Raw genomic sequence first — 20992 nt, forward strand, 5'->3', positions numbered from 1 at the left:
TCGATGACGAAGTATTCGTTTGTATTGTGAATATGTTAAGGAGAAATAAGCTCCATAAAGTAATAAGAAGAAGGTTGCGGTTAATAAGGAAGCATCTAAGATATCTCCTTTTCCTAAGAAGGATACCAAGGCATTGACCATTTGTATGCCTACGATACTATGAATGGTCGCAAGTATCAACGGAAGTAGAAAATATAATCCGATCTGTAATAGTATCGCTTTGTTTTGCATACTTTCCTCTGTACCTATTTTAGTAAGGATAGCATAGCGTTGCTTATTATCCTCCGCTTGAGATAACAGCTGTAGTGATAAAATGGCTGCACTGGCTATGAGAAACACGATACCAAGATATATTCCGACATAAGTAAAGGATACCGAAAGTCCTGCGGAATTGACACGAATAGAATCAGCGTCATACCAATAGAAATAGATATCAGAATACTTGGAAGCATTCATTTCCACTGTATGTTCTTCATATATGAATTGCGTAAACTCTTCATAATATTGGATCGAATCTATCGTATCTTTTAAATTGATATTATAAACGCATTCTTTTTTTGCTAGTTGCTTTGGAATTTGTTGATCAGGCAGGACAAGATAGATCGTATTGGTATCTGTCAATGCGGTAGTATACATATAATAAGTATCATATTCTTGATTGATGATTCGAAAAGATTGCTGTTCTAATTGAACGGTTGGTGATGTAGAAAGAAATGCTTCGAAATACTTTCGATAATACTCTGAATCATAATAGAGAAAGCCTTCCTGTGATTTTAATGATAATGCTTTTCGATTGGTATCTTTCATGACTTGATTATAGGCAGATAAAGGAATGATGTTAACTTTCATCGTTTGATCAGGCATCCAAGAGCGTAATAAGCTAATTTCATCTTGACTCAAGGTTTTCGTATCTAATGAATCGAGCTTTATGAGGCCATCATAGATGTCAAAGGTATAGGCTTCCTTTACGATGCTAGGATCGATAAGGGAAGGATCAATATAGCTTTTCATATCGATAGGTTGATTTGAATGTTCTGTTTGATATATGGCGAGAAAGGAAAAATCATAAGGAGTACTGGCTTTCAATGTTTGATTGATGGTATTTTTTAGATTCAAGCCGGTAGATAAAGCTCCGATGCTTAATAATAACATAATACATAAAATGCTCATAGAAATAAAGCTGGTATTTACGGTACTGCTTAGTTGACGTAAGACGAAACAATTCAAGTTTTTAAAATATAGGTGCTTATTTGATCGAATCAAACTTAATAAAAAGCCAGATAGAGAAAGAAAGAATAATATGGTACCGCTACTGCCTAAGACAATGATCAAATCAAGGCGATCAAATGCTTTGATAGGATCCCTTAAGGCAAACGTATAAGTTGTAGCGAGAAACAGTAAGGAAAGGATAAACAAAAGTGTAGATAACCACAGTTTTTTCACTTTTCCTTTTTCTATAGGATCCGTTTTGATAAAATGAATGATATCATTTTTTCGAATCACAAAGGTTTGGCAAAGGATGACGATAATGAAGATAAAAGAGAAGGAACACAAGGTAACGATAAAGGCAAGCGGAGAAAAAACAAAGTGATAATTTAAGGTTGCTTCAAAAAGATTGGCAGTGATTGCGGTAAGTATTTGTGATAGAAAAAGCCCTAATAGGATACCTGTGAGAAAAGAAATGATACCAATCAACATAGTTTCATAAATAAGAATATGCGATATGTTTCGACGAGGCATACCAAGCAACATATAAATACCAAACTCTTTTCTTCTACGTTTCATTAAAAAGTTATTGGCATAAAGAATGAGAAAGCCTAATATGATTGCGACAAAGATGCTGATAAACATCATCGTACCACTTAGTTGTGTAATGAGATCATATTGGGAATCATGAATGGAAATCACTGCTTTTTGTTCTTGAAAAGAATTAAAGGTATAAAACAAACAGACAGAGAAACTCAGTGTCATAAAATATACAAGAAAATCTTGATAGCTTTTTTTAACGTTTTTCAATGCCAATTTTAAATACATCATGGTCCCTCCCAACTTGTATCCTTGCACAAAACAGGAGCATTACCTCCTGTTAAGATTTTAATATTCTTTTATATCCCAGATATGTGATCATGAAATAAGATCCGTAAATAAGGATAATGATTCCTCCGGTAAATAAGGATGATAACAAGATATCTCCTTTACCGAACATGATCAATACATTATTTACAACCTGAATTCCAATGATGCTGTGCACAATGGTAAGTGCCAAAGGAAGTAGGAAATAAATCGCAATTTCAGTGAAGATGGTTCGATTGATCATTTTCTTATCCGCACCGATTTTGTTTAAGATCTGATAACGAGCTTTGCTATCATTTGCACTGGATAATTGCTGTAATGCTAAGACAACAGCACTTGCAATCATAAATACGATTCCAAGATAGATGCCGATATAAGTAAATACAACAGACATCCCTTTGCTAGCTTCCATTGCACTATCTTTATCCTCTACATAGTATTGTTGTAGGAATTGATGGATATCTTCCGGCACATCGTATGTCGTATTCATTTGATCGATAAAATATTCAGAGAATGCTTGAGGCATAATGTTATCATTTAAATCAGCATTCCAATAGGTAGTATACACCAATGCATTATCCGGAATTACATTATCCGCTACCACTAAGATAAGATATTCGCCAAACCCATTATCAATGGTAGTATGAAGGGAAATACGTTCATAGTCATCATTTATGATCTTAAGCTTATGTTGAAAGATGTTGAGTTCAGGGTGAGCTGCTAAAATTTCCATAACACCATCCTCAACCATTTCATAATTAGAATAAAGATAGGCTTGAGAATCTGTAAGTGACAACGCATCCATTCCTCTTGCAATACGTGCTTTATTAAAGTCACTTAGGGAAATGATGTTCACAAAATCATACTGATAAGATAAAAACTCTTTGATATCTTTTTTGGTAATCATGTTTAAGATGGTTTCATCATTACAACGCAATTGATCAGCATATACGCTTGCTACATTGGATGACTTAATATAAGAAGGATCTAAGGATATATCATCAATTGCTTTTTGTAGATCTACTGGAGCATGTTCTACTGTAACTAATTGTTTCGTATCATAATCCAGCATACGGTTATGGTTTGTATAAGAGAAGTCATACGGTGTAGAATAGCGAACCGTCTTGTTCATGGTCGCACTCATATTTAAACCTGTAGATAACGCACCGATACTAAGCAATAACATGATACAAACAATACTCATAGATAGAAAATTGGTATTGATGCTGGCATTGATCTGACGAGTTATGAAACAATGCAGATTACGGAAGTAAATGCGTTTGTTTGATTTGATGATCGTCAATAAAAAGCCTGCCAAAGATAAGAAAAACAATACGGTACCAATACTACCTGCTAAGATGATATAACCGATCAAATCACCGGCCAATAGACCTTTTTCGATGCCTTCATAATAAGCCCATCCAAGACAGATTAAGGATATTAAGAAGATCACAACAGACATCCAAAGCTTTTTGAGCTTCAATTCTTGATGTTTTTTTCCTGCATTTAACAAATCGATCAATTGATAACGATTTAAGACAAAGGTATTAAATATCATGATGACTAAGAAAATGATCGTGAAAGAAACAACGGTCCAAATGGTAGCTTGTAATGAGAAAACAAAGCGATAGTTTAATGATACCTCGAATAGATGTGCGGTAACAATGGTTAATAGTTGCGATAAAAGAAATCCGAACACCATCCCGAGAACAAGAGATAATAAACCAATCAAAAGGGTTTCATAAACAAGTACTTTGGAAATTTTGTTTTTCGGCATGCCAAGTAACATATATAAGCCTAACTCTTTTTTTCTGCGTTTGATTAAAAAGTTGTTGGCATATAAAATCAGAAAGGCAAGAACGATAGCAACAAACATGGAAAGATAGGACATGATGAGAGATAATGATTGTATGATTTGAGATTGTCCCTCATTCATCTGCATGACGTATTGTTGATCCTGAAAAGAGTTGAAGGTATAAAACAGACAGACGGAAAACGCAAGTGTCAAAAAATAGATGAGAAAATCTTGATAGCTCTTTTTGACGTTGCGAAGCGCAAGCTTAAAGTACATTGCCGCTATCTCCTCCCAATAGAGTCACAACTTCCATAATGCGATTGAAGAAATCTTTGCGGCTATCCTCTCCACGGATCAATTCGTTGAAGATCTTTCCATCCTTGATGAATAAAATACGATGTGCATAAGATGCGGTAAAGGCATCGTGAGTAACCATCATGATCGTGGCATTGTATTCTTGATTTAACTTTTCCATACTATCTAACAACATGCGACTACTCTTGGAATCCAATGCTCCGGTAGGTTCATCTGCCAAAATCAAACTTGGATTGGTGATCAAGGCACGTGCACTGGCGACACGCTGTTTTTGTCCACCACTCATTTGATAAGGGTATTTTTGAAGTACTTCAGTGATATCCAGTTTTTTCGCAACTGTTTTAATACGTTGATCGATTTCACTTGCTTTCACTTTTTGAATTGTTAAGGCAATGGCGATATTTTCATAGGCAGTTAACGTATCTAATAGGTTGAAATCTTGAAAGATAAAGCCTAGCTCTTCTCTACGAAATTTGCTGAGGCTATTTTTTTTCAAAGCTGTAATATCAGAGCCATTGATGAAGATATGCCCACTGGTCACAGAATCGATGGTAGAGATACAATTTAATAACGTTGTTTTACCGGAACCACTAGGCCCCATTACACCGACAAATTCTCCTTCATCTACTTGAAAAGAGATGTCATCGACTGCTTTTGTGATATTTCCTCGGTTTCCATAATATTTTTCAATGTGTTCTACAGATAAAATCGTTTTCATAATCTTCCTCCTTGATTTATTTTCTGTTTGATATGCTCGTTAATGGTTGTTAATTTCAGTAGGATGATCGACATTAGAAATAGAATTAGCATACACCCATTGATACCATCATTTAAGAACTCAGGAAGCAATAGGTTGAGAAATAACAATGCTCCTGAACAAGCGATACAGATTTCAAAGCGATAATTCCAAATTTTTTCCATAGAGGATCACCTTCCTTACACACATATTTTAGTTGATGGCAAGGAAAACAGCCATGGATGTCTGTGACATTATCCTTACAATGTTGTAAGGTAGCCGAAAATCATATGAAAAGAGTAAGATTCTATCGCCTTACTCTTTTACGTTTCATGCTCTATTTTATACAAATCACTGGCTGGAAAGCCAATGGTAATGGTCGTTCCTTCATGAAGTTTGCTATCTGCATGTAAATACAAATATAATTTATCACATAAAGTTTTGCATAAATATAATCCCATACCGGTTGCTAACTCATGATTGCGTCCACTTTGACCGGTAAACCCACGTTCAAATATTTTAGGTAGATCTTTGGCATCAATTCCGATACCGTTATCTTGAATATGTAGGCAGGTCATATGATTCTTCATTGATGTATAAATATGGATTTCTCCGGTTTGTGGAGAAGTATATTTCAAAGCATTGGTTAAAATCTGATCTAAGATAAACTCGATCCATTTGCTATCACTATAAACCTGTTTATCAACATCATCTAAGGTGATCTTTATTTTATGATAGATGAATTCCTTAGAATGTCTACGAATCACTTTTGAAATTAATGGCGCAAGCTCAAGCTGTTTGATCGCATAATCCTTTTCCACAGAAGTACTACGAGCATAAAAAAGTGCTTGTTCAACATAACCTTCGACTTTTTCGATTTCCTCTTGTATACTTGCGGTTACATCACTGGGATTATTGGATATGATAAGTTTAGCTGCTGCCAAGGGGGTCTTAATTTCATGTACCCACATCTCTACATATTCTTTATACTCTTTTTGAACGGTTTTAAAGCTATTGACATGATCATTCATACTTTTATCAACCACACGTAACGTATCATATAATATCTGTCCGTCCATAAATAAAGGCTCTTCCATGATTTCAGTAATCAGGTATTTCTTATCCAACTGATTTAATGTATCCTCGAGTCTTCGATAATACCCGGCTCTACGTAAATATTCGATTACCAAGATGGCTAAGATCATTCCCCAAAATAAAAACTCAATGACAAGAATGACTTCTTGGTTCACTTTGATAGCGATAAGAAACAATACCGTGATGAGAGAGGTCAAAATAGATAAAAGAAGTAGATATAACTTTTCCTTTAAGAAACTTCTAGTCCTCATAAACAATATACCCCATACCACGTTTTGTCTGTATCAAATCATCAAGACGAAGATATTCCAATTTTTTACGTAAACGATTGATATTTACGGTCAAGGTATTATCATCCACAAATAAATCACAATCCCACATATGTTGCATCAGTTCATTTCTGGATACGATTTTGTTTTTATTTTGAAACAAACAATGCATGATTCTTAATTCGTTTTTGGTCAGATCAACGCTTTGTCCTTGATAAGTAAGTGTGCTTTTACTGATATCTAAAGAAATATCATGAATCATAAGTATATTGCTGGAGGAGTGCTCATAGGAACGCTGTAATACTCTGGAAAGTCTTGCCAATAAAATCTGTAGATTATAAGGCTTTGTCACAAAATCATCAGCGCCAAGATTCATAGAGATCAATTCATCCATATCCGAATCTCTGCTTGTGACAATGATGATAGGAAGATTGCTGTTTTTACGCACTTCTCTACAGATATAATGTCCATCATAAACAGGCAAATTTAAATCCAGTAGTAATAGATCCGGTTTCTCTTTATGGATTGCTTCCAGGATATGTTCAAAGTCATCCGGTCCGATTGTTTCATAGCCGTTTTTACTTAAAAAATCACAAAGCTCATTTCTAATTTTTTCGTTATCTTCTATAATCATGATTCGATACATGTTAGATCACCACCTGTTGTTATTATACACGAGGATTTCTAATTTTTCTATGAAAGCTGAAAAAGTAGATGTAAATATCTTGCTTTTGTGAGATCTCTTTTTGTCAAGAAGGAAAACATAGGAACACGGAAACTTTCATGTTATAATAAAAGTAGACAAAGGGGGCATGATGTATGCTGACAATTTTTAATCGCACCGTCGTCTATACGACCTATGCAAAAGAAAATTTAGACAAAGTATGCGATATGTTAAAAAAAGAAAATATCGAATATACAACGAAAACGACCAAATCTGCATATGATGAGTTAGGAGATGCATTTCAGTTATATGTGCATCATGAGGATGCGGATAAAGCACAAAAGTTGATATCAGAAGTATTGTTTCCGACAAAAGAATAAGAAATCGTCTGTCAAATAAGCGTGTGAAAACCGTTTTGTTATGACAGACTTTTTTTGCGTCCTTTTTTTTGCATCATCATAGAATAACAAGGGGTGACTAGTTTGAAAAAGAAAGAAATGAAGATTGGATTGGCTTTATCCGGTGGGGGAATGAGAGCTGCTGTTTTTCATTTAGGAGTATTACGATGTCTTGCAGAACATGGTTTATTCGAACAGATAGCACATATTTCTTCCGTATCGGGCGCAAGCATTTGTATGGGGTTGATTTATGGCTGCCATGATCATCGTTGGCCAGATGATGTTTCATTTCTTCAAGAAGTATATCCGAAGATCAAAACCATGATCACACAAAAAGACATTCAATGGCATTCTTTGGCAAGATTGTTGATAGAGCCATATTATTGGGATAAAAAAGTAAATCTTTTAGCGAACGTAATGAAACAACGATGGAATGTTGAAGGATGTTTACAAGATATACCAGTTTATCCTAGATGGACCATCAATACTACTGCTTATGAAAGTGGGAAAGATTTTCGTATTTCTTCCGAACAAATGGGATCTATTCAAACAGGTTATGTATCGAAGCCATCTTTTCCTTTGACTCATGCAATGGCCGCAAGTGCCGGTTTTCCGATTTTGATTGGTCCTTATAAATTAAAAACAAAGGATGAATCTTGGGTGAATCAAAAAAAAGAACCAATACAGCCACAAGATAAAGTGCTTCACCTATGGGATGGTGGCGTTTATGATAATATGGGGTTGGATCCGTTATTTCATATCGGTAATCATACTTCCCTTCATAAGGATATCAATTATTTGATCGTAAGTAATGCTTCAGGAACGATTGCTCACAAAAATAGAACCATGAGTTTTTCTATCGGTAATTTAAAGCGTTTATTGGATATCAGTATGGATCAAGTGGAATCTTTGAAAAGTAGATCAGTGATTGCTTATGTTCAAAAGTATCATAATGGCTTATATCTGAAAATCGGTAGTGAGGTAAAGGATATCTTGCATCATTGTGAATTACCATATCACGAAAAGGAAAAGCTGTTATTGGCTTCGTTAAATAAAAAAGAAGTAGATAAGGTCAAAGATTATAAAACAACATTAGAGAAAATGAGTGTCATAGACTTTGATAAAATCGCAAGACATGGGTATGAATTGGCGCAGTGTCAATTGTATTGTTTTGGAAATCTGGAATAGGACAGGAACACATTTGTAAAATGGGCATATAGTAAATTGAAACAGCAAGGAAGTGTTTCATGAGAAAGGGGACATGCTATGTATCAGAATCGATATGAGTATGATTGCGGGTGCGATGATCACGAATTTGATGTGGATTGTGAATGTGATCGTCAGGAATGTTGTTCACAAACACAATGTTGTGCAGGCCCTGTTGGTCCAATGGGTCCAAGAGGACCAAGAGGGCCGCAGGGACCAAGGGGGCTACAAGGTCCACAAGGGAAGGAAGGACTTCCAGGATGTAGAGGTCCACAGGGGGTAACAGGACCTCAGGGATGTCCTGGTATTCAAGGGATTGCTGGTCCTACCGGACCACAAGGCTTTCCTGGACCAAGAGGAGTAACGTGTCCAATGAAATTAGGACAAAACTTAATTCAAACAAAACCTCATTCGTTTTTAAGAAGATTCTTTCCTTCTTCCATATAAGCAATGAGGTTTTTATATTCATCCTCAAATGAGAATTTGATTTTCACATTTTTATTTTCATATATATAGATAGCATCAATTAAATCAGTTAACATATCTCGATTTAATTTATCAAAACCTTGATGCTTGATAAAATGTTCCAAATACAGATCCTTTTGTTCTACTACTTTCTGCATTGTACTTAATTCTGTTTCAACATTTTCAATCGCTTTTCTTATCTGCTCTGCTTGTTCCGTATAATCTTTTTTCAAATCAAGATATTCTTCCTTAGAAATCAAGCCATCTTTGAAATCTTGATACAATCCTTTTTGATAATGAGCGATCTTATACAATTCTGACTCCAGTTTCTTTTTTTGTGTATGATAATCAAAATTTTTCTTTTTCATAATAGGTGTTTCATTAATTGATTGGATCAATTCTGACATTTCCACTGAAACATCTATCTGTTGTTTGATTGCTGCATACACTATTTTCGCTAATTCATCTTCACGAATACTATGCTTACTGCACGTACCATAATTCTTGTAAGTAGAACAAATATAATATCCATAGCTTTTCTTCGTACCTTTTCGGTTCATTGCCCGATTACAATCTGGACATCTCACAAACCCAGAAAACAAATATGGTTTATTTTTTCCACTACCTGTTTTATCCTCATCATTTACTGGCATGTCCATTGGCACTTCTCTTATTTCTTTTTCTTTTTGCATTTCACGAAAATTCATTGCTAATAATTTATTGATTTTACTTTGCTCTTCTCTAGTGAAAATCGCTGGACATCCATCTTTTGTTACGAACCATTCTGTTTCTGGCATTTTTACTTTTGTATGAATTTTATAGCTTTTAACTTTTTGTCTGCCTTGTACTAAATCTCCGACATTCTCAGGTCGTGAAAGCATCTTTCGTACACTTACACCTGACCATAAATAACTTCCATCAATGTTGTTCATTACAGAATTATGCTTCATTCCTTTTGATTTTTTATGCCCTGCAGGACTAAGAATGCCTTTTTCATTCAATCTCTTTGCTATCTGATTACAACTGTTGTATTGGAATAGCAAATCCTTCATTAAATGCATGATTTCTTTTGCTTCTTCATCTATTAACAATTTATGTTTGTCATCCGGATTTTTGATCCATCCATATCCTGCAAAGGCTCCGATAAACTTACCATCAGCACGCAAACGATCAAACGTTCTTCGTACTTTAATTGAGGTTTCCGCACAATGATTTTCATTCATCATACTTTGTATTGGTACTTCAAGAGAATAAATTTTGTCCGGATTTAGATAACTGTCTATGGTAGGCAACTGATAAGATATAAATCTTATATCCAACATAACAAATACACTTTGAATATAGTTGATGGATTCAGAGATATTTCTTGATAACCTTGATAAATCGGTTACAACAATCATATTGACTTTACCTTGCGCCATCATCTGAAGCATTCGTTTAAAATCAGGGCGCTCTGAATCCGTTCCGGTATAGTTTTCATCTTTAAAGGTATCTACATAAACATAGTTATTGAAAGGATCATTGGAGATAATGTCTTCAATGACTCCTTCCAACACTTCTTTTTGATTTCCAATACTGCGACTATCTTCTTCCTCTGAGGACTTTCTTAAATACATACAGTAGTGGAATGTTTTTTTTACTGCTTGTTTTTTTGTTTCTCGCATTTTCTCTCTCCTTCCATAACCATTTATTCGTCCTAAGTTTAAGATAAAAATGCTTACTACTCAAATGTGCGATTACGCTGTGTAATAAAGTGATTTTTTAAACAGTTTTGCAGCTGTTGTCCGTTTGATGAAAATTCAATCTTTACTGCACTTGATCCCACAAGAAAGCAGTATGGGTTTTCTATATCTTCTAAAAATTTTATAAGACGTTGTGTTATGGGAAGGCTCGTATCAACCTTTATTTGTGTAATATCTTTTAAACAACTTTTATCCACAAGGTTGATCTCCATTTGACCTAAGTCTGTCAGTTTTTCAATTTCAAGCATTTGCTTATCATCTCCGAATATTAGATATATATGACATATTTTGTCGTTTATGCTAATGTCACAAATCGTATTTATTGATTCCAAGACTAATGATAAGCTTTCGTTCAATCTGCAACATATCTTCTTTTCCGATTGTACCAATATATTCTCTTAATCTCGCTTTATCAATCGTGCGAATCTGTTCCAATAAAATGATGGAATCATGTTTTAGTCCGATGGAAGATGATATGAAATGATGCGTAGGCAAGTTATGCTTTGAGTGTACTCGTTTTGTCATAGCCACTATAATCGTAGTGGGACTGTACTTATTGCCAATATTGTTTTGAATAATCAATACAGGTCGTACACCACCCTGTTCAGAGCCTACCGTCGTTTCCAAATCAGCATAATATATCTGACCTCTTAACACTTGGTTTTCCATATAGTGTCCTCCTTTCTACATCCTAAATAGGTATGTAAAACCGTATTCAATGTCTTGTTTGAGAAATATAAATATTCCATTACAATATTGAATACGGTTATTGTTTATTTATATATTTTCTTGTTCCTATTCGTCCCTGACCGCCGAAACAAAGCAATCGTTGATAGGCTGTTTTTGCATAACAGCTCCATGAGATGTTGATGTTCTTTTATGGCGTCCATTCTGATCTCCTGCGTGGTTCTCACCCAGTTGCTTGTCATTGCTTGCGACGGAATAAAACCGCTCTAGCGCCGACTACAGAAGTAGCATTATCCCAGCATTTATCATCGCCTATAGTTGCATACTATTTTTCAGACAGATAGGTTATTCGCTCTCATGTTTGCATTTTCTTTTTCTGCTCTACATGGTCATGGCGTATCTTCCGGTGGGCTTAAAATACTGTTAATGTTACCAACGATTCGTATTCAGTTTTCAAAGAGCTATTAGGGATCATTTAACCCCTTCACTATATAGCCCACGAAAACACCCATTTTCTTACATCTTATTGAAATTTTTTTATTTTTTCCTTCAAACGGTGTATTTTAACATAAATTGCACCTTCATGTTTACCAATGATATTAGAAATTTCCGATACAGAATAACCCATTATCCTTAGTAATAGAATCGATAAAGTTTCAGAATCTGTTTTTGATAGATAGGCAAATAAGGATTCATTTTCGATATTATCTAATAAATCCTCAACAGACCTAATTTCTTTTTTATCTTGATAGGGCAAATTTAAGAAAAATGTATTAAGTGTTGCAGTTTGTCTACTTCTGATTCTTCTTTCAGCCAAAAACTGTTGATAATCATAATCTCGAAGTTGATTTATGATATTTTCTTCAACACCTAAATCTCTTAAAAGTTGTTCTTCTTTTTGTTTCCATTTTTGCCATTTCTTTAATTCTAATGATTTATTATAGCTCATAATTTATCCTCCCTCACTTCGTTTTTCAACTAATGAAGGAGGTGGTGGCGCACGTATTTGATAATAACAGTGTTGCGTATCTAAACTACCAATCAATATGAAATAGACCGTCTATCTCTTGCAGTTCAACAATTTTTACATCCAGCATTTCGCATAATAGCTTCAATTCTTGATATTGACCATCATCAATAAGTAATCTAGTTTTATCTGTTACGATAACAACATCAATATCTCCTCTACTGGCATGAATTCTAATCGAATTTATAGCTCTTGAATGTGGATCTTTCCCTGTACTAACTTCCTTGCTTATCCCAAATATTGAGTAATTAAACCCTTCAAGATGATTCAGAATCTTGTCCTTTTGATACTCTAACAAGATTCTTTCTGATTCATTAGAAACTCTACAATGAATCCAAACATTTAAATAACGTTCCATAAGACGTTCCTCCTTGTGAAGATTTACTCTTCAATCAAGAAAGGACAATTAAAATTCATCTTGCTCCAAATATTTTTTTAATTTCTTTAAAATTTTTATTTTTTTATTATGTAATGTGGTATTTGGTATATTCAGAATGGCAGCTACTTCTCTTTCAGTTTTATCTTGCAAATAGATAAGTTTAATAATATTCTGTTCATATTCAGTAAGCGACTTTATTGCGAGATGAAGATTTTCATATAGTATGTTTTTATATACATAATCTACAATATCAAAGGTTTCTAAGAATTCTAAATGACTTATTGCTAAATCAATATCTTCATAGTGCGCTAGTATTTCATAATCCCGTTTATTGTCTCGGTGAATTTTTCTATAACTGTTTTTACATGTAAAGTACACTTCTTTTGATATTTCAAAAAAGGACCCTTTTATTTTAAAAAAATATTTATATTCTCCGTTTATTTTGAGACTCCAAAAATAATTTCTCTTATAATCATTTTTCATAACATCCTCACTTTCTTTTTGTTTAAGAAAATGTTGTTATGGCGGATGTCCCTTATGAATTAGATAAATTATCAATATGAATATAAAAAAACTCGACACCATATAGATGACGAGTATAGATAAAATAGATAAATTGTTCTGCATAAACTGTTAATCACAGTAATTTTATTAACAAAATATTCAATTAATTACTTTTGTTTCTTTAACCTTTTAAGTGATACAGGTTCTTTTTTCTGCCCAAATACAAGCCAACATGCCGTATTTACAGAATACGAAGTTACTGATGTGATAGTTTTCTCCATAGTTTTTGCAATAATATTCTTTACCATATAAAATCCTCCTTTTTGGTTTTTTACATTTTTATATTACCATTACAGAATTTTCATATCTATGAATGATGTTTTAAAAGCTTATATTTTGTATGAAAATAAGAATATAGTCAATAACTAATATAAATGACTATTTAAGTCATATTTCTAATATGCTGATAAATACATAATCGTATTTTGATTTTATAATTAAAACATAACATAAAGTGAGGCGTTTTATGAATACAATAGGGAAAAACAGAAAAAAACTTAATCTAAGCGTTACTGATTTGTCAAAAGAATTATCGACATCTCCATCAATGATAGAATCTTGGGAATTAGGTATTAATATGCCGGAGCTAGATCAGTTAATAAAAATGGTAGAAATCTTTGGCAAAGATGCTGATGAGATTTTATTTGGCGAAGTAAGAAGTAATAGATAAACTTAACATAACTGAGCTAAGTAAAGATCAACGTATGATTATCCACAATTTATATGATCTTTTCATACATGAAAATGAGGTACTTAAAAATGACTCCAGATAAAATACACTATCAAAGAAAAATAGTACATAAGTTAACTCAAAAGCAATTAGCTGATAAAATTGGTGTATCCAGATCTACTATTAATAATTGGGAAAGTGGAAGTGCTTCCCCTTCTTTAAGACATATCGTATTATTGTCAATCATTTTTAAAGTTTCAGTACATTATCTAATTTTTGCCTCTAATAATGAGGATGAAATAGTTTTAAATCATCTAAATCAAAAACAAAAAAATGTTTTAATATCCCTATTTGATTGTTTCATGGACGAGAATATAACAAAGGATAAAAATTGTGGTAAAATAATATAGAAAGTTTTGTAAATGAGGTGGCAAACATGAAAATACTTATTGTAGAAAATGATGAATCAGACTTAAAGGATATACTTGAGCTCTTTAAGAATTTTCAGCAAGAAAAAGATTTCAAATTGGATATATCAACTGAAAAGAATTATGAAAAAGTCTTAAAAATCGCAAATGATTTCGATATAATCGTATTAGATATTGAATTAGATGACACAAATGGTATTGATTTAGCCAAAAACATTAGGGTTTACAACAAGGATATACGTATCATCTTTATATCAAATTACAATAGATACCTTCTTGATGGTTATAAGGCAAAAGCTGATTTATATTTATTAAAGCCAGTTAATCAATTCCAATTTAATAGTGAAATGAGTGAAATTGCTTGGGATTATATTTATCAAAATCAAAGTTATTTTAACCCTAAAATATATCCAACGAAACTTTATTACAAGGATATAATATATATAGAAATGCTTCAAAGAAAATCAATCATACATATGGTAAATAAAGAAGAGATAGGTAGTTATTTTACTTTAAAAAAATGGATTGAAATAATTGATAATGCCCCCTTTGCACAACCCCATAGATCATTTTATGTTAATTTGACACATATAAATCATTATGAATTAAATGAAATTACTATGGATAATAACGAAAGAATCTCAATAACCCCTATTTATAAAGAGGCTTTTCAAAGACAATACTTCCAATATATAAATAGAAAGGTATAATTATGATTGCCACATTAATATCGAATATATTGACTTTAAGTATATTCTCTTACATATGTCATATATTTTTTGAAAATAAATATTCAGATAAAACGTATAATTATATTTTTCTAATCTTTTGTGCCTTAACCTCTCTAATTCATTTTACTACTTCTAGTAAGTTTACCTTTCTTATTATGTTATTATCTTATTATTTATTATCTCTAATAACTTTTGAAGGATCAATTATAGGAAAGCTTATCATTGTATTTATATTTGCTATTAATCTTTCAGCATGTGAATTGATTACTTTAAAGAGTCTACTATTCTTCTATGATAAAAGTGAATTAACCGTGTACAATAACTCTTTTGCTTACTTATTAGGTGTCGTTTTAAGCAACGCCTTATTATTCATTTTTTCTATGATTCTTAAAACATTTTATAAAAATTATAAGCTCAATTATATTCCTAAATTCTCTTGGTTGATTATGATTTTACCTATTACAACAATTTGTCTTATTTTAAGTGTTAATGACTATTATCAAATGTCAACAGATACCGATTTTAATATAATTATATTAATAGGCTTATTATTGTCAAATCTTGTGAGTATATATGTTTTTCATAAAACTATCACTGTAATAAATAAAGAAAAAGAGCTACAATATGAATTACTAAAAGGTAAAATGGAGTATGAAACTGTTCGAAACCTATTACAACAACATAATAAATTTTTGCATAATATAAGAAATCAAACACGTAATATGCTTAATCTATTAGAAGATAAAAATTATAAAGAACTAGAAAAATATATTTTAAATATCTTTAGTCAAACAACTAGAATATATAATATGATAAACTCAGATTATGAAGTCATTGATGCTATTATAAATGATAAGATTCAAGATTTAGAAGATTATGAAATCACTATAAGAGTCCGGCTGGAATCAACCAATTTTGCCTGTAAATCATCTGATTTAGAAAAGCTATTTAGAATATTATTGGATAATGCAATATTGGAATGTCAAAAACTAGATTCACATATGATGAAAAATATAATAATCAAGAGCAAGCAAATTAATGATCAAGTAGCATTCAACATGTTATATACTTCATATACAAGAAGTGATCCTTTCATTAATAATCAAGAATTTACTAATTTAATTAAAATTTGTGATGATAATCATTTATTTTATTGGTATGAATATGATGTTGAAAATAAGGTGTCAAGTATAACTATTTTATTCAATAATGTTCAAGGAGATTTTCATGAAAAAAATAAAATTATTTGTTAAAGCATTTTTAAATAAAAACAATATTTATATTGAGGATGATATTTTTAATTATGGAATGGATATTTTAGTTAATTACTTACTATTTATTATTTGTATCCTTCCTTTTAGTTTATTATTTAATTGTGTTATAGAAATGTTAGGCTTTTTAATAACTTTTATCTCTTTTAGGCAGTATCTTGGAGGACTGCATTTCAAAAATGAAAAAGTTTGCTTTATTTTTTCATTATTTATCACAATACTTATACCCTTAATATGCAAAAATATCCCTTTTCTCAATTTAATTATCAGGTTTTTAATTTGTTTTTCAACATTACTCGTCATATATTTTATAGGTGTTATAGATTGTGAGAATAAAATTTTAGATATTACTGATAAAGCGTATTTTAGAAAAAAAGCGTATTTAATGTTATCTATATACAGCTTTATCGTACTTTTTTTTTATGATCTGTATCCGGATTTTTATAATGTAATTCTTATTACATTAATCATGATGTGTTTAAATCTTATACTATCACATTTTAAACAAAAACTACTTTATAAAAAAAGTAGTCAATAAGCTATCTAATTAATGATGACAAATTGTATAAACTCATATTGATTATATTCATTAGAAAATGTTTCTAAGATCAACAGATTTCTTAGTCTTTCTAACTAAACCAATATAATACATCTTTCACAATCTCAATAAGAATATGCTTTTTCTAATTTTTGCTTTTCTCCTGTTATACAAGCATATATACATATTTGATATATTCTTTGTAAGAATAATTTTTATACCCTGATTAAATATCATTATTAATCACTTTATCATGTAATTAAGAATTAATAATCATAATTGTTTAAAATCTTTTATTTATGTTCTAAAATATAATGATTTAAACTAACTTTACTAGATAATATGGTATCATAATACTATGTTCGAGGAGGATGTTTATGAAAAAGATTCTTTTGGTTTTCTTAATGTTATTCATGAGTGCATGCAATGCTAACACGTCACAACATGACAATTCTCAAAAAATAGTTAGGCAAGATCACGACTATATTTATAATCTCGAAGATAGCGATGAACAAAAACAAATATATCAAATATTTGCAATTTCTCCACGCACAGATACTAATTATTTCTGTATTTATCATTTTGAACTAGAACCTCATGATAAACCATATACGTTAACTATAAATCTTAGATTTAAAGATAAAGAAAAAAAAATCAATGTTATGGACATTCCTTCTTCTCAAGAAAAACAAGTAATCATGCAGGCATATGATCAATTTGTATTAAAAACAGCTTTTATAGAAAATGGTAAGATTATAAAGCAACAGAACAATGATATAAATGATTTTGTAGGTTATAAAATAAAAGCCTCTGCATCAAATCCTATTACTTATATTGAAGAAACAGACCTTAACTCAAGTAAAGTGCTTTATGAAGTTGAATTTTATATAAATGATATAAATATAGATAATACAAATATAGAACCCGATAAGTTTTATGTGACAGTCAAGATGGAGGTATGATCATGAAAAAACTTTTAATAATTTTATCTTCCATTATTTTTCTCTCTACTACAAAAACATCTACGAAAATATATTACGTTGAAAACAAAGAAGCGGCACTATATGATCAAATATTAAACGGTAATGAAAAAACAGCATACACGTTTGATTTTGAAATTGAAAAACCTATGATTATTGTGGCTAGAATGTATGAAGATGATATAGAGATAAAAAATTTAAAAACCGCATACAGGACATTATATCCTGACAATAATAAATTATTGGTTTCTCTAGATGCTACATATGGTTTTTTTACGTTTTATAGTAAAGGTAGAACTGGAAGAACAAGTTTCAACATGACTTATAATGCTGATAAAAGAAATTATTATCAAAAATCTTTTTCTAACGTAACATATATCAGAAAAGATATGTCAAATGTTAATGAAGAAATAATTCCATTAATCATTTGTGAGTATGAAGAAAATGGACATACATATACATCAAAGATACTTCTTGAAGCTTGTGACTAAACGTAAAAAAAGAAGATATAGTCCAATGATGATCAAGCCTTATCTTCTTTTTTTACGCTAAAATCTACTCAATTAATCTCTTTTTTAAAAGAATCACTTTTCAGTTTATAAAATAAATGCGCCTGATTGCATTACTTGATAAATTAATAACCCAGCTTCTGGAGCTATAGTTGGTGCTAAATATGGGGCAAATGCAAACATAGCCAATACTGCCAATCCTGCTAATGCCAATTCTGGCTCTAGTTGAAATTTATTATCATCAAATTTATTTTTATGCAATGTTATTTTAACTTCTACAGCAACAGATATAGAATCTGTTCCTTCAAATGATTGATCCATTAAATGTTCCTTTTCAGCCGTTATTTTAAATACACATACATTATAACTTTCTACTTTTACTGAAAATGATATGTTTCCTGATTTAATGGACATTGCAACCTTATTTACTGTTTCTTCAAACTGACTAACGTTAAATAGATTAGAATCAAAATCTTGTAATTCGATTTCTGCACAAAGATCATTTACTTGCTTTTTAAAAGTAGTGGATAATTCGCCGGAATTATCTATATTGACATCTAGTTTTACGTTCGTCTTATCCTGTGATAATGCAAATGATATTGTTGTACTAATTTCAGTAGTAGCAAAATCTGTTGCAAATGTTTCCAAAAGAATTTTATGATCATATGAAATTCCTAAATCAATTAAAGAATCAAGGCAATTAAACGAATCTAATACGTTATATATAAATTCTTTTCTAGAATTTTCTAATTTAGCATCCTCTATCTCTTTTTCTAATTCTTTATCTGTCTTATGTGGTACCTTATCAAATTTTGTAATTCCAATATCTGCCCCTGAATAAGCAACTTTATCTAAAGGAAATGATGGATTTGATGGAAATGCAGGACTATCTTGAGTTCCGGCAAATTCATGAAATTGATCAAATGCCCAATTTTTAGGCAATGGATAACCTATATTGCAAGCGAATTTAGTAGACATTCCTGCCACAAAGGAATATTTGGTCCAACCTTTATCACATAGCTGGGAACATATATACCTAGGACCATATGCTCCTAATGTGTAATTTTTATCATTATCATCTGATTTAAATGCAGTAGCTAATTTTTTGAAATATGGAATAATAAATGTCATTATTTGGTATCCATACGCATCAAAATCAACTGCAAAATAGATAGTTGTTCCATTAGGTATACCAATTCTTTTAGCGGCTAGAATGGCTGTCATACCATCAATAAATCCTTGTGATGGATTTTTAAAATAATCTAAACTCCATCCACCATCTTGATAGATAGGGAAGACGGATAGTCCTGCTGCTTCAATATTGTCAATTTCATCATACGTAATAAATTTTGGTATAAAATCATTCCCAACTGTTCCAGTAAGATAACGACCAACATGAGTATACCCTGCTGTTTTTAAGTCTATAGCCTGTTGTCTATTTAATACGGTTGCACAATCGCATGCTCTTGCCTTTCTATCAGGATCGCCTCTACTATCTAATAAAGAATGCATCGTGATATGATTAACTTGACCTAATACAACGCCTTCAAGATTTTTTAAGGCAGCAAAAGATTGGAAATCACTAACTGCTTTGCTTGTTGTAGCATCATATACACCATCAAATCTTTGTGGATCAAAACCATTTACATATAAAGAATACTGAAGAATTTTGTTGAGTTTAGTTTTATTGCCCCCTTGATATAGCGTTGGGAATGCAGACGCTGTTAATGGTCCAAAATTTAATTCATTTAAATCTTCGATCCATTCCTTACTTATTACATTAGTTTCTAATTGTAAAGCGGCCAGTAAACTTAAAGCAGTATGGCGTTGCATAATACCATCACATGGACCTACACCAATATAATCAGAATAAGATGTATTTAATTGTCTTTGTATAGTCTGAATATCACTATCACCACCAAAAACTTTTTCAAACCAATAAAGAGACAGAAGTCCATACCATACTTTCCAATCTACAATACCTGTTTCTTCTAAACCTGCATCACTTTGCATAGATTTAACTGCGGCAATACCAGTATTATAGTATATTCCTGTTATTCCTCCAGCATTATATCCTTTTGCAAATAACGCCCCTTGAATTAAACATACATCAACACTTGGTTCATCATTAGGATCCATTTTAGTAATAGGTTTCAAATTTTTCATGCATTCAGCCGTTACTGGTCCTAATACTCCAGTAGGTGTAATAGCATGTTCAATTTGGAATGCTCTTACGGTCGCTTGCATTAAATTGGTACCTGTAGCTCCATCAACTTCAACTGGAATCCAGCCTGCACTTCCACCAAATATCGTGTTTAACCAATTCTGAAACGTTATAATGCTTGAATTCTTTTCTTCCATAATAAATATCCTCCTTTTGGAATAATCCCTAAGGATAATATATATTTTAATTTAGTAATTAACAATAAACCATGATTTAAATCTAATTT

24 protein-coding genes are annotated in these 20992 nt (G+C 31.7%); 10 read left to right on the forward strand and 14 right to left on the reverse strand.

Going from position 1 to position 20992, the window contains the following annotated elements:
* The 6 genes from UGRO018_RS03875 to UGRO018_RS03900 all read right to left on the reverse strand — a co-directional run.
* Nucleotides 1–2034: ABC transporter permease (locus UGRO018_RS03875; RefSeq protein ID WP_416325141.1), on the reverse strand; the 2034-nt coding region annotated here is incomplete at its 3' end.
* 52 nt (nt 2035–2086) lie between these two features.
* Nucleotides 2087–4144 carry an FtsX-like permease family protein gene (locus UGRO018_RS03880; RefSeq protein ID WP_416325142.1) on the reverse strand — a complete coding sequence of 686 codons (2058 nt, stop codon included), beginning with the start codon at nt 4142–4144 and terminating at the stop codon, nt 2087–2089.
* The gene (locus tag UGRO018_RS03885; RefSeq protein ID WP_416325143.1) at nt 4134–4901 is read right to left on the reverse strand and encodes an ABC transporter ATP-binding protein; all 768 of its coding nucleotides are present in this window, start codon (nt 4899–4901) and stop codon (nt 4134–4136) included. The genes UGRO018_RS03880 and UGRO018_RS03885 overlap by 11 nt, the downstream gene beginning before the upstream one ends.
* The gene (locus UGRO018_RS03890; protein WP_416325144.1) at nt 4898–5104 is read right to left on the reverse strand and encodes a hypothetical protein; all 207 of its coding nucleotides are present in this window, start codon (nt 5102–5104) and stop codon (nt 4898–4900) included. The genes UGRO018_RS03885 and UGRO018_RS03890 overlap by 4 nt, the downstream gene beginning before the upstream one ends.
* A gap of 138 nt (nt 5105–5242) precedes the next feature.
* A complete protein-coding gene (locus tag UGRO018_RS03895) occupies nt 5243–6265 on the reverse strand; it encodes a sensor histidine kinase (RefSeq protein ID WP_416325145.1) in 1023 nt (340 codons plus the stop codon).
* A complete protein-coding gene (locus UGRO018_RS03900; protein ID WP_416325146.1) occupies nt 6255–6929 on the reverse strand; it encodes a response regulator transcription factor in 675 nt (224 codons plus the stop codon). The genes UGRO018_RS03895 and UGRO018_RS03900 overlap by 11 nt, the downstream gene beginning before the upstream one ends.
* Before the next feature lie 173 nt (nt 6930–7102).
* Here UGRO018_RS03900 and UGRO018_RS03905 point away from each other — a divergent pair, with 173 nt between their 5' ends.
* From UGRO018_RS03905 to UGRO018_RS03915, 3 genes are all read left to right on the forward strand, one after another.
* Nucleotides 7103–7327, forward strand: coding sequence for a hypothetical protein (locus UGRO018_RS03905; RefSeq protein WP_416325147.1), 225 nt, complete (start codon nt 7103–7105; stop codon nt 7325–7327).
* Nucleotides 7328–7420: 93 nt separating this feature from the next.
* Nucleotides 7421–8533 carry a patatin-like phospholipase family protein gene (locus UGRO018_RS03910; protein ID WP_416325148.1) on the forward strand — a complete coding sequence of 371 codons (1113 nt, stop codon included), beginning with the start codon at nt 7421–7423 and terminating at the stop codon, nt 8531–8533.
* Nucleotides 8534–8611: 78 nt separating this feature from the next.
* Nucleotides 8612–8998 carry a hypothetical protein gene (locus tag UGRO018_RS03915; RefSeq protein ID WP_416325149.1) on the forward strand — a complete coding sequence of 129 codons (387 nt, stop codon included), beginning with the start codon at nt 8612–8614 and terminating at the stop codon, nt 8996–8998.
* Here the strand turns inward: UGRO018_RS03915 and UGRO018_RS03920 are convergent.
* The 7 genes from UGRO018_RS03920 to UGRO018_RS03950 all read right to left on the reverse strand — a co-directional run bounded on the left by UGRO018_RS03920 (nt 8959) and on the right by UGRO018_RS03950 (nt 13663).
* On the reverse strand, nt 8959–10680 hold the full coding sequence (locus tag UGRO018_RS03920) for a recombinase family protein (protein WP_416325150.1): 1722 nt from the start codon (nt 10678–10680) through the stop codon (nt 8959–8961). The genes UGRO018_RS03915 and UGRO018_RS03920 overlap by 40 nt on opposite strands.
* Nucleotides 10681–10736: 56 nt before the next feature.
* On the reverse strand, nt 10737–11006 hold the full coding sequence (locus UGRO018_RS03925; protein ID WP_416325151.1) for a DUF6870 family protein: 270 nt from the start codon (nt 11004–11006) through the stop codon (nt 10737–10739).
* A gap of 58 nt (nt 11007–11064) precedes the next feature.
* The gene (locus UGRO018_RS03930) at nt 11065–11427 is read right to left on the reverse strand and encodes a type II toxin-antitoxin system PemK/MazF family toxin (RefSeq protein WP_416325152.1); all 363 of its coding nucleotides are present in this window, start codon (nt 11425–11427) and stop codon (nt 11065–11067) included.
* 541 nt (nt 11428–11968) lie between these two features.
* Nucleotides 11969–12394: a sigma-70 RNA polymerase sigma factor region 4 domain-containing protein gene (locus UGRO018_RS03935; protein ID WP_416325153.1), complete on the reverse strand. Its 426-nt coding sequence runs from the start codon at nt 12392–12394 to the stop codon at nt 11969–11971.
* An 85-nt stretch (nt 12395–12479) separates the two neighbouring features.
* Nucleotides 12480–12830 (reverse strand): recombinase family protein, encoded by a 351-nt coding sequence (locus UGRO018_RS03940; RefSeq protein ID WP_416325154.1) that lies wholly within the window; start codon nt 12828–12830, stop codon nt 12480–12482.
* Nucleotides 12831–12878: 48 nt separating this feature from the next.
* Nucleotides 12879–13334: a sigma-70 family RNA polymerase sigma factor gene (locus UGRO018_RS03945; RefSeq protein ID WP_416325155.1), complete on the reverse strand. Its 456-nt coding sequence runs from the start codon at nt 13332–13334 to the stop codon at nt 12879–12881.
* A 188-nt stretch (nt 13335–13522) separates the two neighbouring features.
* The gene (locus UGRO018_RS03950) at nt 13523–13663 is read right to left on the reverse strand and encodes a cyclic lactone autoinducer peptide (RefSeq protein WP_416325156.1); all 141 of its coding nucleotides are present in this window, start codon (nt 13661–13663) and stop codon (nt 13523–13525) included.
* A 218-nt stretch (nt 13664–13881) separates the two neighbouring features.
* Between UGRO018_RS03950 and UGRO018_RS03955 the strand changes: the two genes are divergently transcribed.
* The 7 genes from UGRO018_RS03955 (at nt 13882) to UGRO018_RS03985 (ending at nt 18524) form a co-directional block, all read left to right on the forward strand.
* Nucleotides 13882–14085: a helix-turn-helix domain-containing protein gene (locus tag UGRO018_RS03955; protein ID WP_416325157.1), complete on the forward strand. Its 204-nt coding sequence runs from the start codon at nt 13882–13884 to the stop codon at nt 14083–14085.
* Nucleotides 14086–14174: 89 nt separating this feature from the next.
* Nucleotides 14175–14495 (forward strand): helix-turn-helix transcriptional regulator, encoded by a 321-nt coding sequence (locus tag UGRO018_RS03960; protein ID WP_416325158.1) that lies wholly within the window; start codon nt 14175–14177, stop codon nt 14493–14495.
* A gap of 26 nt (nt 14496–14521) precedes the next feature.
* Complete coding sequence (locus tag UGRO018_RS03965) at nt 14522–15223, forward strand: LytR/AlgR family response regulator transcription factor (RefSeq protein ID WP_416325159.1); 702 nt, start codon at nt 14522–14524, stop codon at nt 15221–15223.
* Nucleotides 15224–15225: 2 nt separating this feature from the next.
* A complete protein-coding gene (locus UGRO018_RS03970) occupies nt 15226–16497 on the forward strand; it encodes a hypothetical protein (protein WP_416325160.1) in 1272 nt (423 codons plus the stop codon).
* The gene (locus tag UGRO018_RS03975; protein ID WP_416325161.1) at nt 16472–17053 is read left to right on the forward strand and encodes an accessory gene regulator B family protein; all 582 of its coding nucleotides are present in this window, start codon (nt 16472–16474) and stop codon (nt 17051–17053) included. Before UGRO018_RS03970 ends, UGRO018_RS03975 begins: the two co-directional genes overlap by 26 nt.
* Nucleotides 17054–17430: 377 nt before the next feature.
* Entirely contained in the window at nt 17431–18015 is a 585-nt protein-coding gene (locus tag UGRO018_RS03980; protein ID WP_416325162.1) for a hypothetical protein, read from the forward strand.
* A 2-nt stretch (nt 18016–18017) separates the two neighbouring features.
* Nucleotides 18018–18524: a hypothetical protein gene (locus UGRO018_RS03985; RefSeq protein ID WP_416325163.1), complete on the forward strand. Its 507-nt coding sequence runs from the start codon at nt 18018–18020 to the stop codon at nt 18522–18524.
* Nucleotides 18525–18629: 105 nt separating this feature from the next.
* Here UGRO018_RS03985 and UGRO018_RS03990 read toward each other — a convergent pair whose 3' ends face one another.
* Nucleotides 18630–20903 carry a glycoside hydrolase domain-containing protein gene (locus UGRO018_RS03990; RefSeq protein ID WP_416325164.1) on the reverse strand — a complete coding sequence of 758 codons (2274 nt, stop codon included), beginning with the start codon at nt 20901–20903 and terminating at the stop codon, nt 18630–18632.
* Nucleotides 20904–20992 lie beyond the last annotated feature (89 nt).

Source organism: Hoskinsella mucinilytica (assembly GCF_045223415.1).
GTDB lineage: Bacteria > Bacillota_I > Bacilli_A > Erysipelotrichales > Erysipelotrichaceae > Hoskinsella > Hoskinsella mucinilytica.

What these genes read in the sequence shown, in the direction of transcription:
- UGRO018_RS03880 (WP_416325142.1), bottom strand. Translation starts at nt 4,144, where the DNA reads ATGTACTTTAAGCTTGCGCTTCGCAACGTCAAAAAGAGCTATCAAGAT.
- UGRO018_RS03885 (WP_416325143.1), bottom strand. Translation starts at nt 4,901, where the DNA reads ATGAAAACGATTTTATCTGTAGAACACATTGAAAAATATTATGGAAAC.
- UGRO018_RS03890 (WP_416325144.1), bottom strand. Translation starts at nt 5,104, where the DNA reads ATGGAAAAAATTTGGAATTATCGCTTTGAAATCTGTATCGCTTGTTCA.
- UGRO018_RS03895 (WP_416325145.1), bottom strand. Translation starts at nt 6,265, where the DNA reads ATGAGGACTAGAAGTTTCTTAAAGGAAAAGTTATATCTACTTCTTTTA.
- UGRO018_RS03900 (WP_416325146.1), bottom strand. Translation starts at nt 6,929, where the DNA reads ATGTATCGAATCATGATTATAGAAGATAACGAAAAAATTAGAAATGAG.
- UGRO018_RS03905 (WP_416325147.1), top strand. Translation starts at nt 7,103, where the DNA reads ATGCTGACAATTTTTAATCGCACCGTCGTCTATACGACCTATGCAAAA.
- UGRO018_RS03915 (WP_416325149.1), top strand. Translation starts at nt 8,612, where the DNA reads ATGTATCAGAATCGATATGAGTATGATTGCGGGTGCGATGATCACGAA.
- UGRO018_RS03920 (WP_416325150.1), bottom strand. Translation starts at nt 10,680, where the DNA reads ATGCGAGAAACAAAAAAACAAGCAGTAAAAAAAACATTCCACTACTGT.
- UGRO018_RS03925 (WP_416325151.1), bottom strand. Translation starts at nt 11,006, where the DNA reads ATGCTTGAAATTGAAAAACTGACAGACTTAGGTCAAATGGAGATCAAC.
- UGRO018_RS03930 (WP_416325152.1), bottom strand. Translation starts at nt 11,427, where the DNA reads ATGGAAAACCAAGTGTTAAGAGGTCAGATATATTATGCTGATTTGGAA.
- UGRO018_RS03935 (WP_416325153.1), bottom strand. Translation starts at nt 12,394, where the DNA reads ATGAGCTATAATAAATCATTAGAATTAAAGAAATGGCAAAAATGGAAA.
- UGRO018_RS03940 (WP_416325154.1), bottom strand. Translation starts at nt 12,830, where the DNA reads ATGGAACGTTATTTAAATGTTTGGATTCATTGTAGAGTTTCTAATGAA.
- UGRO018_RS03945 (WP_416325155.1), bottom strand. Translation starts at nt 13,334, where the DNA reads ATGAAAAATGATTATAAGAGAAATTATTTTTGGAGTCTCAAAATAAAC.
- UGRO018_RS03950 (WP_416325156.1), bottom strand. Translation starts at nt 13,663, where the DNA reads ATGGTAAAGAATATTATTGCAAAAACTATGGAGAAAACTATCACATCA.
- UGRO018_RS03955 (WP_416325157.1), top strand. Translation starts at nt 13,882, where the DNA reads ATGAATACAATAGGGAAAAACAGAAAAAAACTTAATCTAAGCGTTACT.
- UGRO018_RS03960 (WP_416325158.1), top strand. Translation starts at nt 14,175, where the DNA reads ATGACTCCAGATAAAATACACTATCAAAGAAAAATAGTACATAAGTTA.
- UGRO018_RS03965 (WP_416325159.1), top strand. Translation starts at nt 14,522, where the DNA reads ATGAAAATACTTATTGTAGAAAATGATGAATCAGACTTAAAGGATATA.
- UGRO018_RS03970 (WP_416325160.1), top strand. Translation starts at nt 15,226, where the DNA reads ATGATTGCCACATTAATATCGAATATATTGACTTTAAGTATATTCTCT.
- UGRO018_RS03975 (WP_416325161.1), top strand. Translation starts at nt 16,472, where the DNA reads ATGAAAAAAATAAAATTATTTGTTAAAGCATTTTTAAATAAAAACAAT.
- UGRO018_RS03980 (WP_416325162.1), top strand. Translation starts at nt 17,431, where the DNA reads ATGAAAAAGATTCTTTTGGTTTTCTTAATGTTATTCATGAGTGCATGC.
- UGRO018_RS03985 (WP_416325163.1), top strand. Translation starts at nt 18,018, where the DNA reads ATGAAAAAACTTTTAATAATTTTATCTTCCATTATTTTTCTCTCTACT.
- UGRO018_RS03990 (WP_416325164.1), bottom strand. Translation starts at nt 20,903, where the DNA reads ATGGAAGAAAAGAATTCAAGCATTATAACGTTTCAGAATTGGTTAAAC.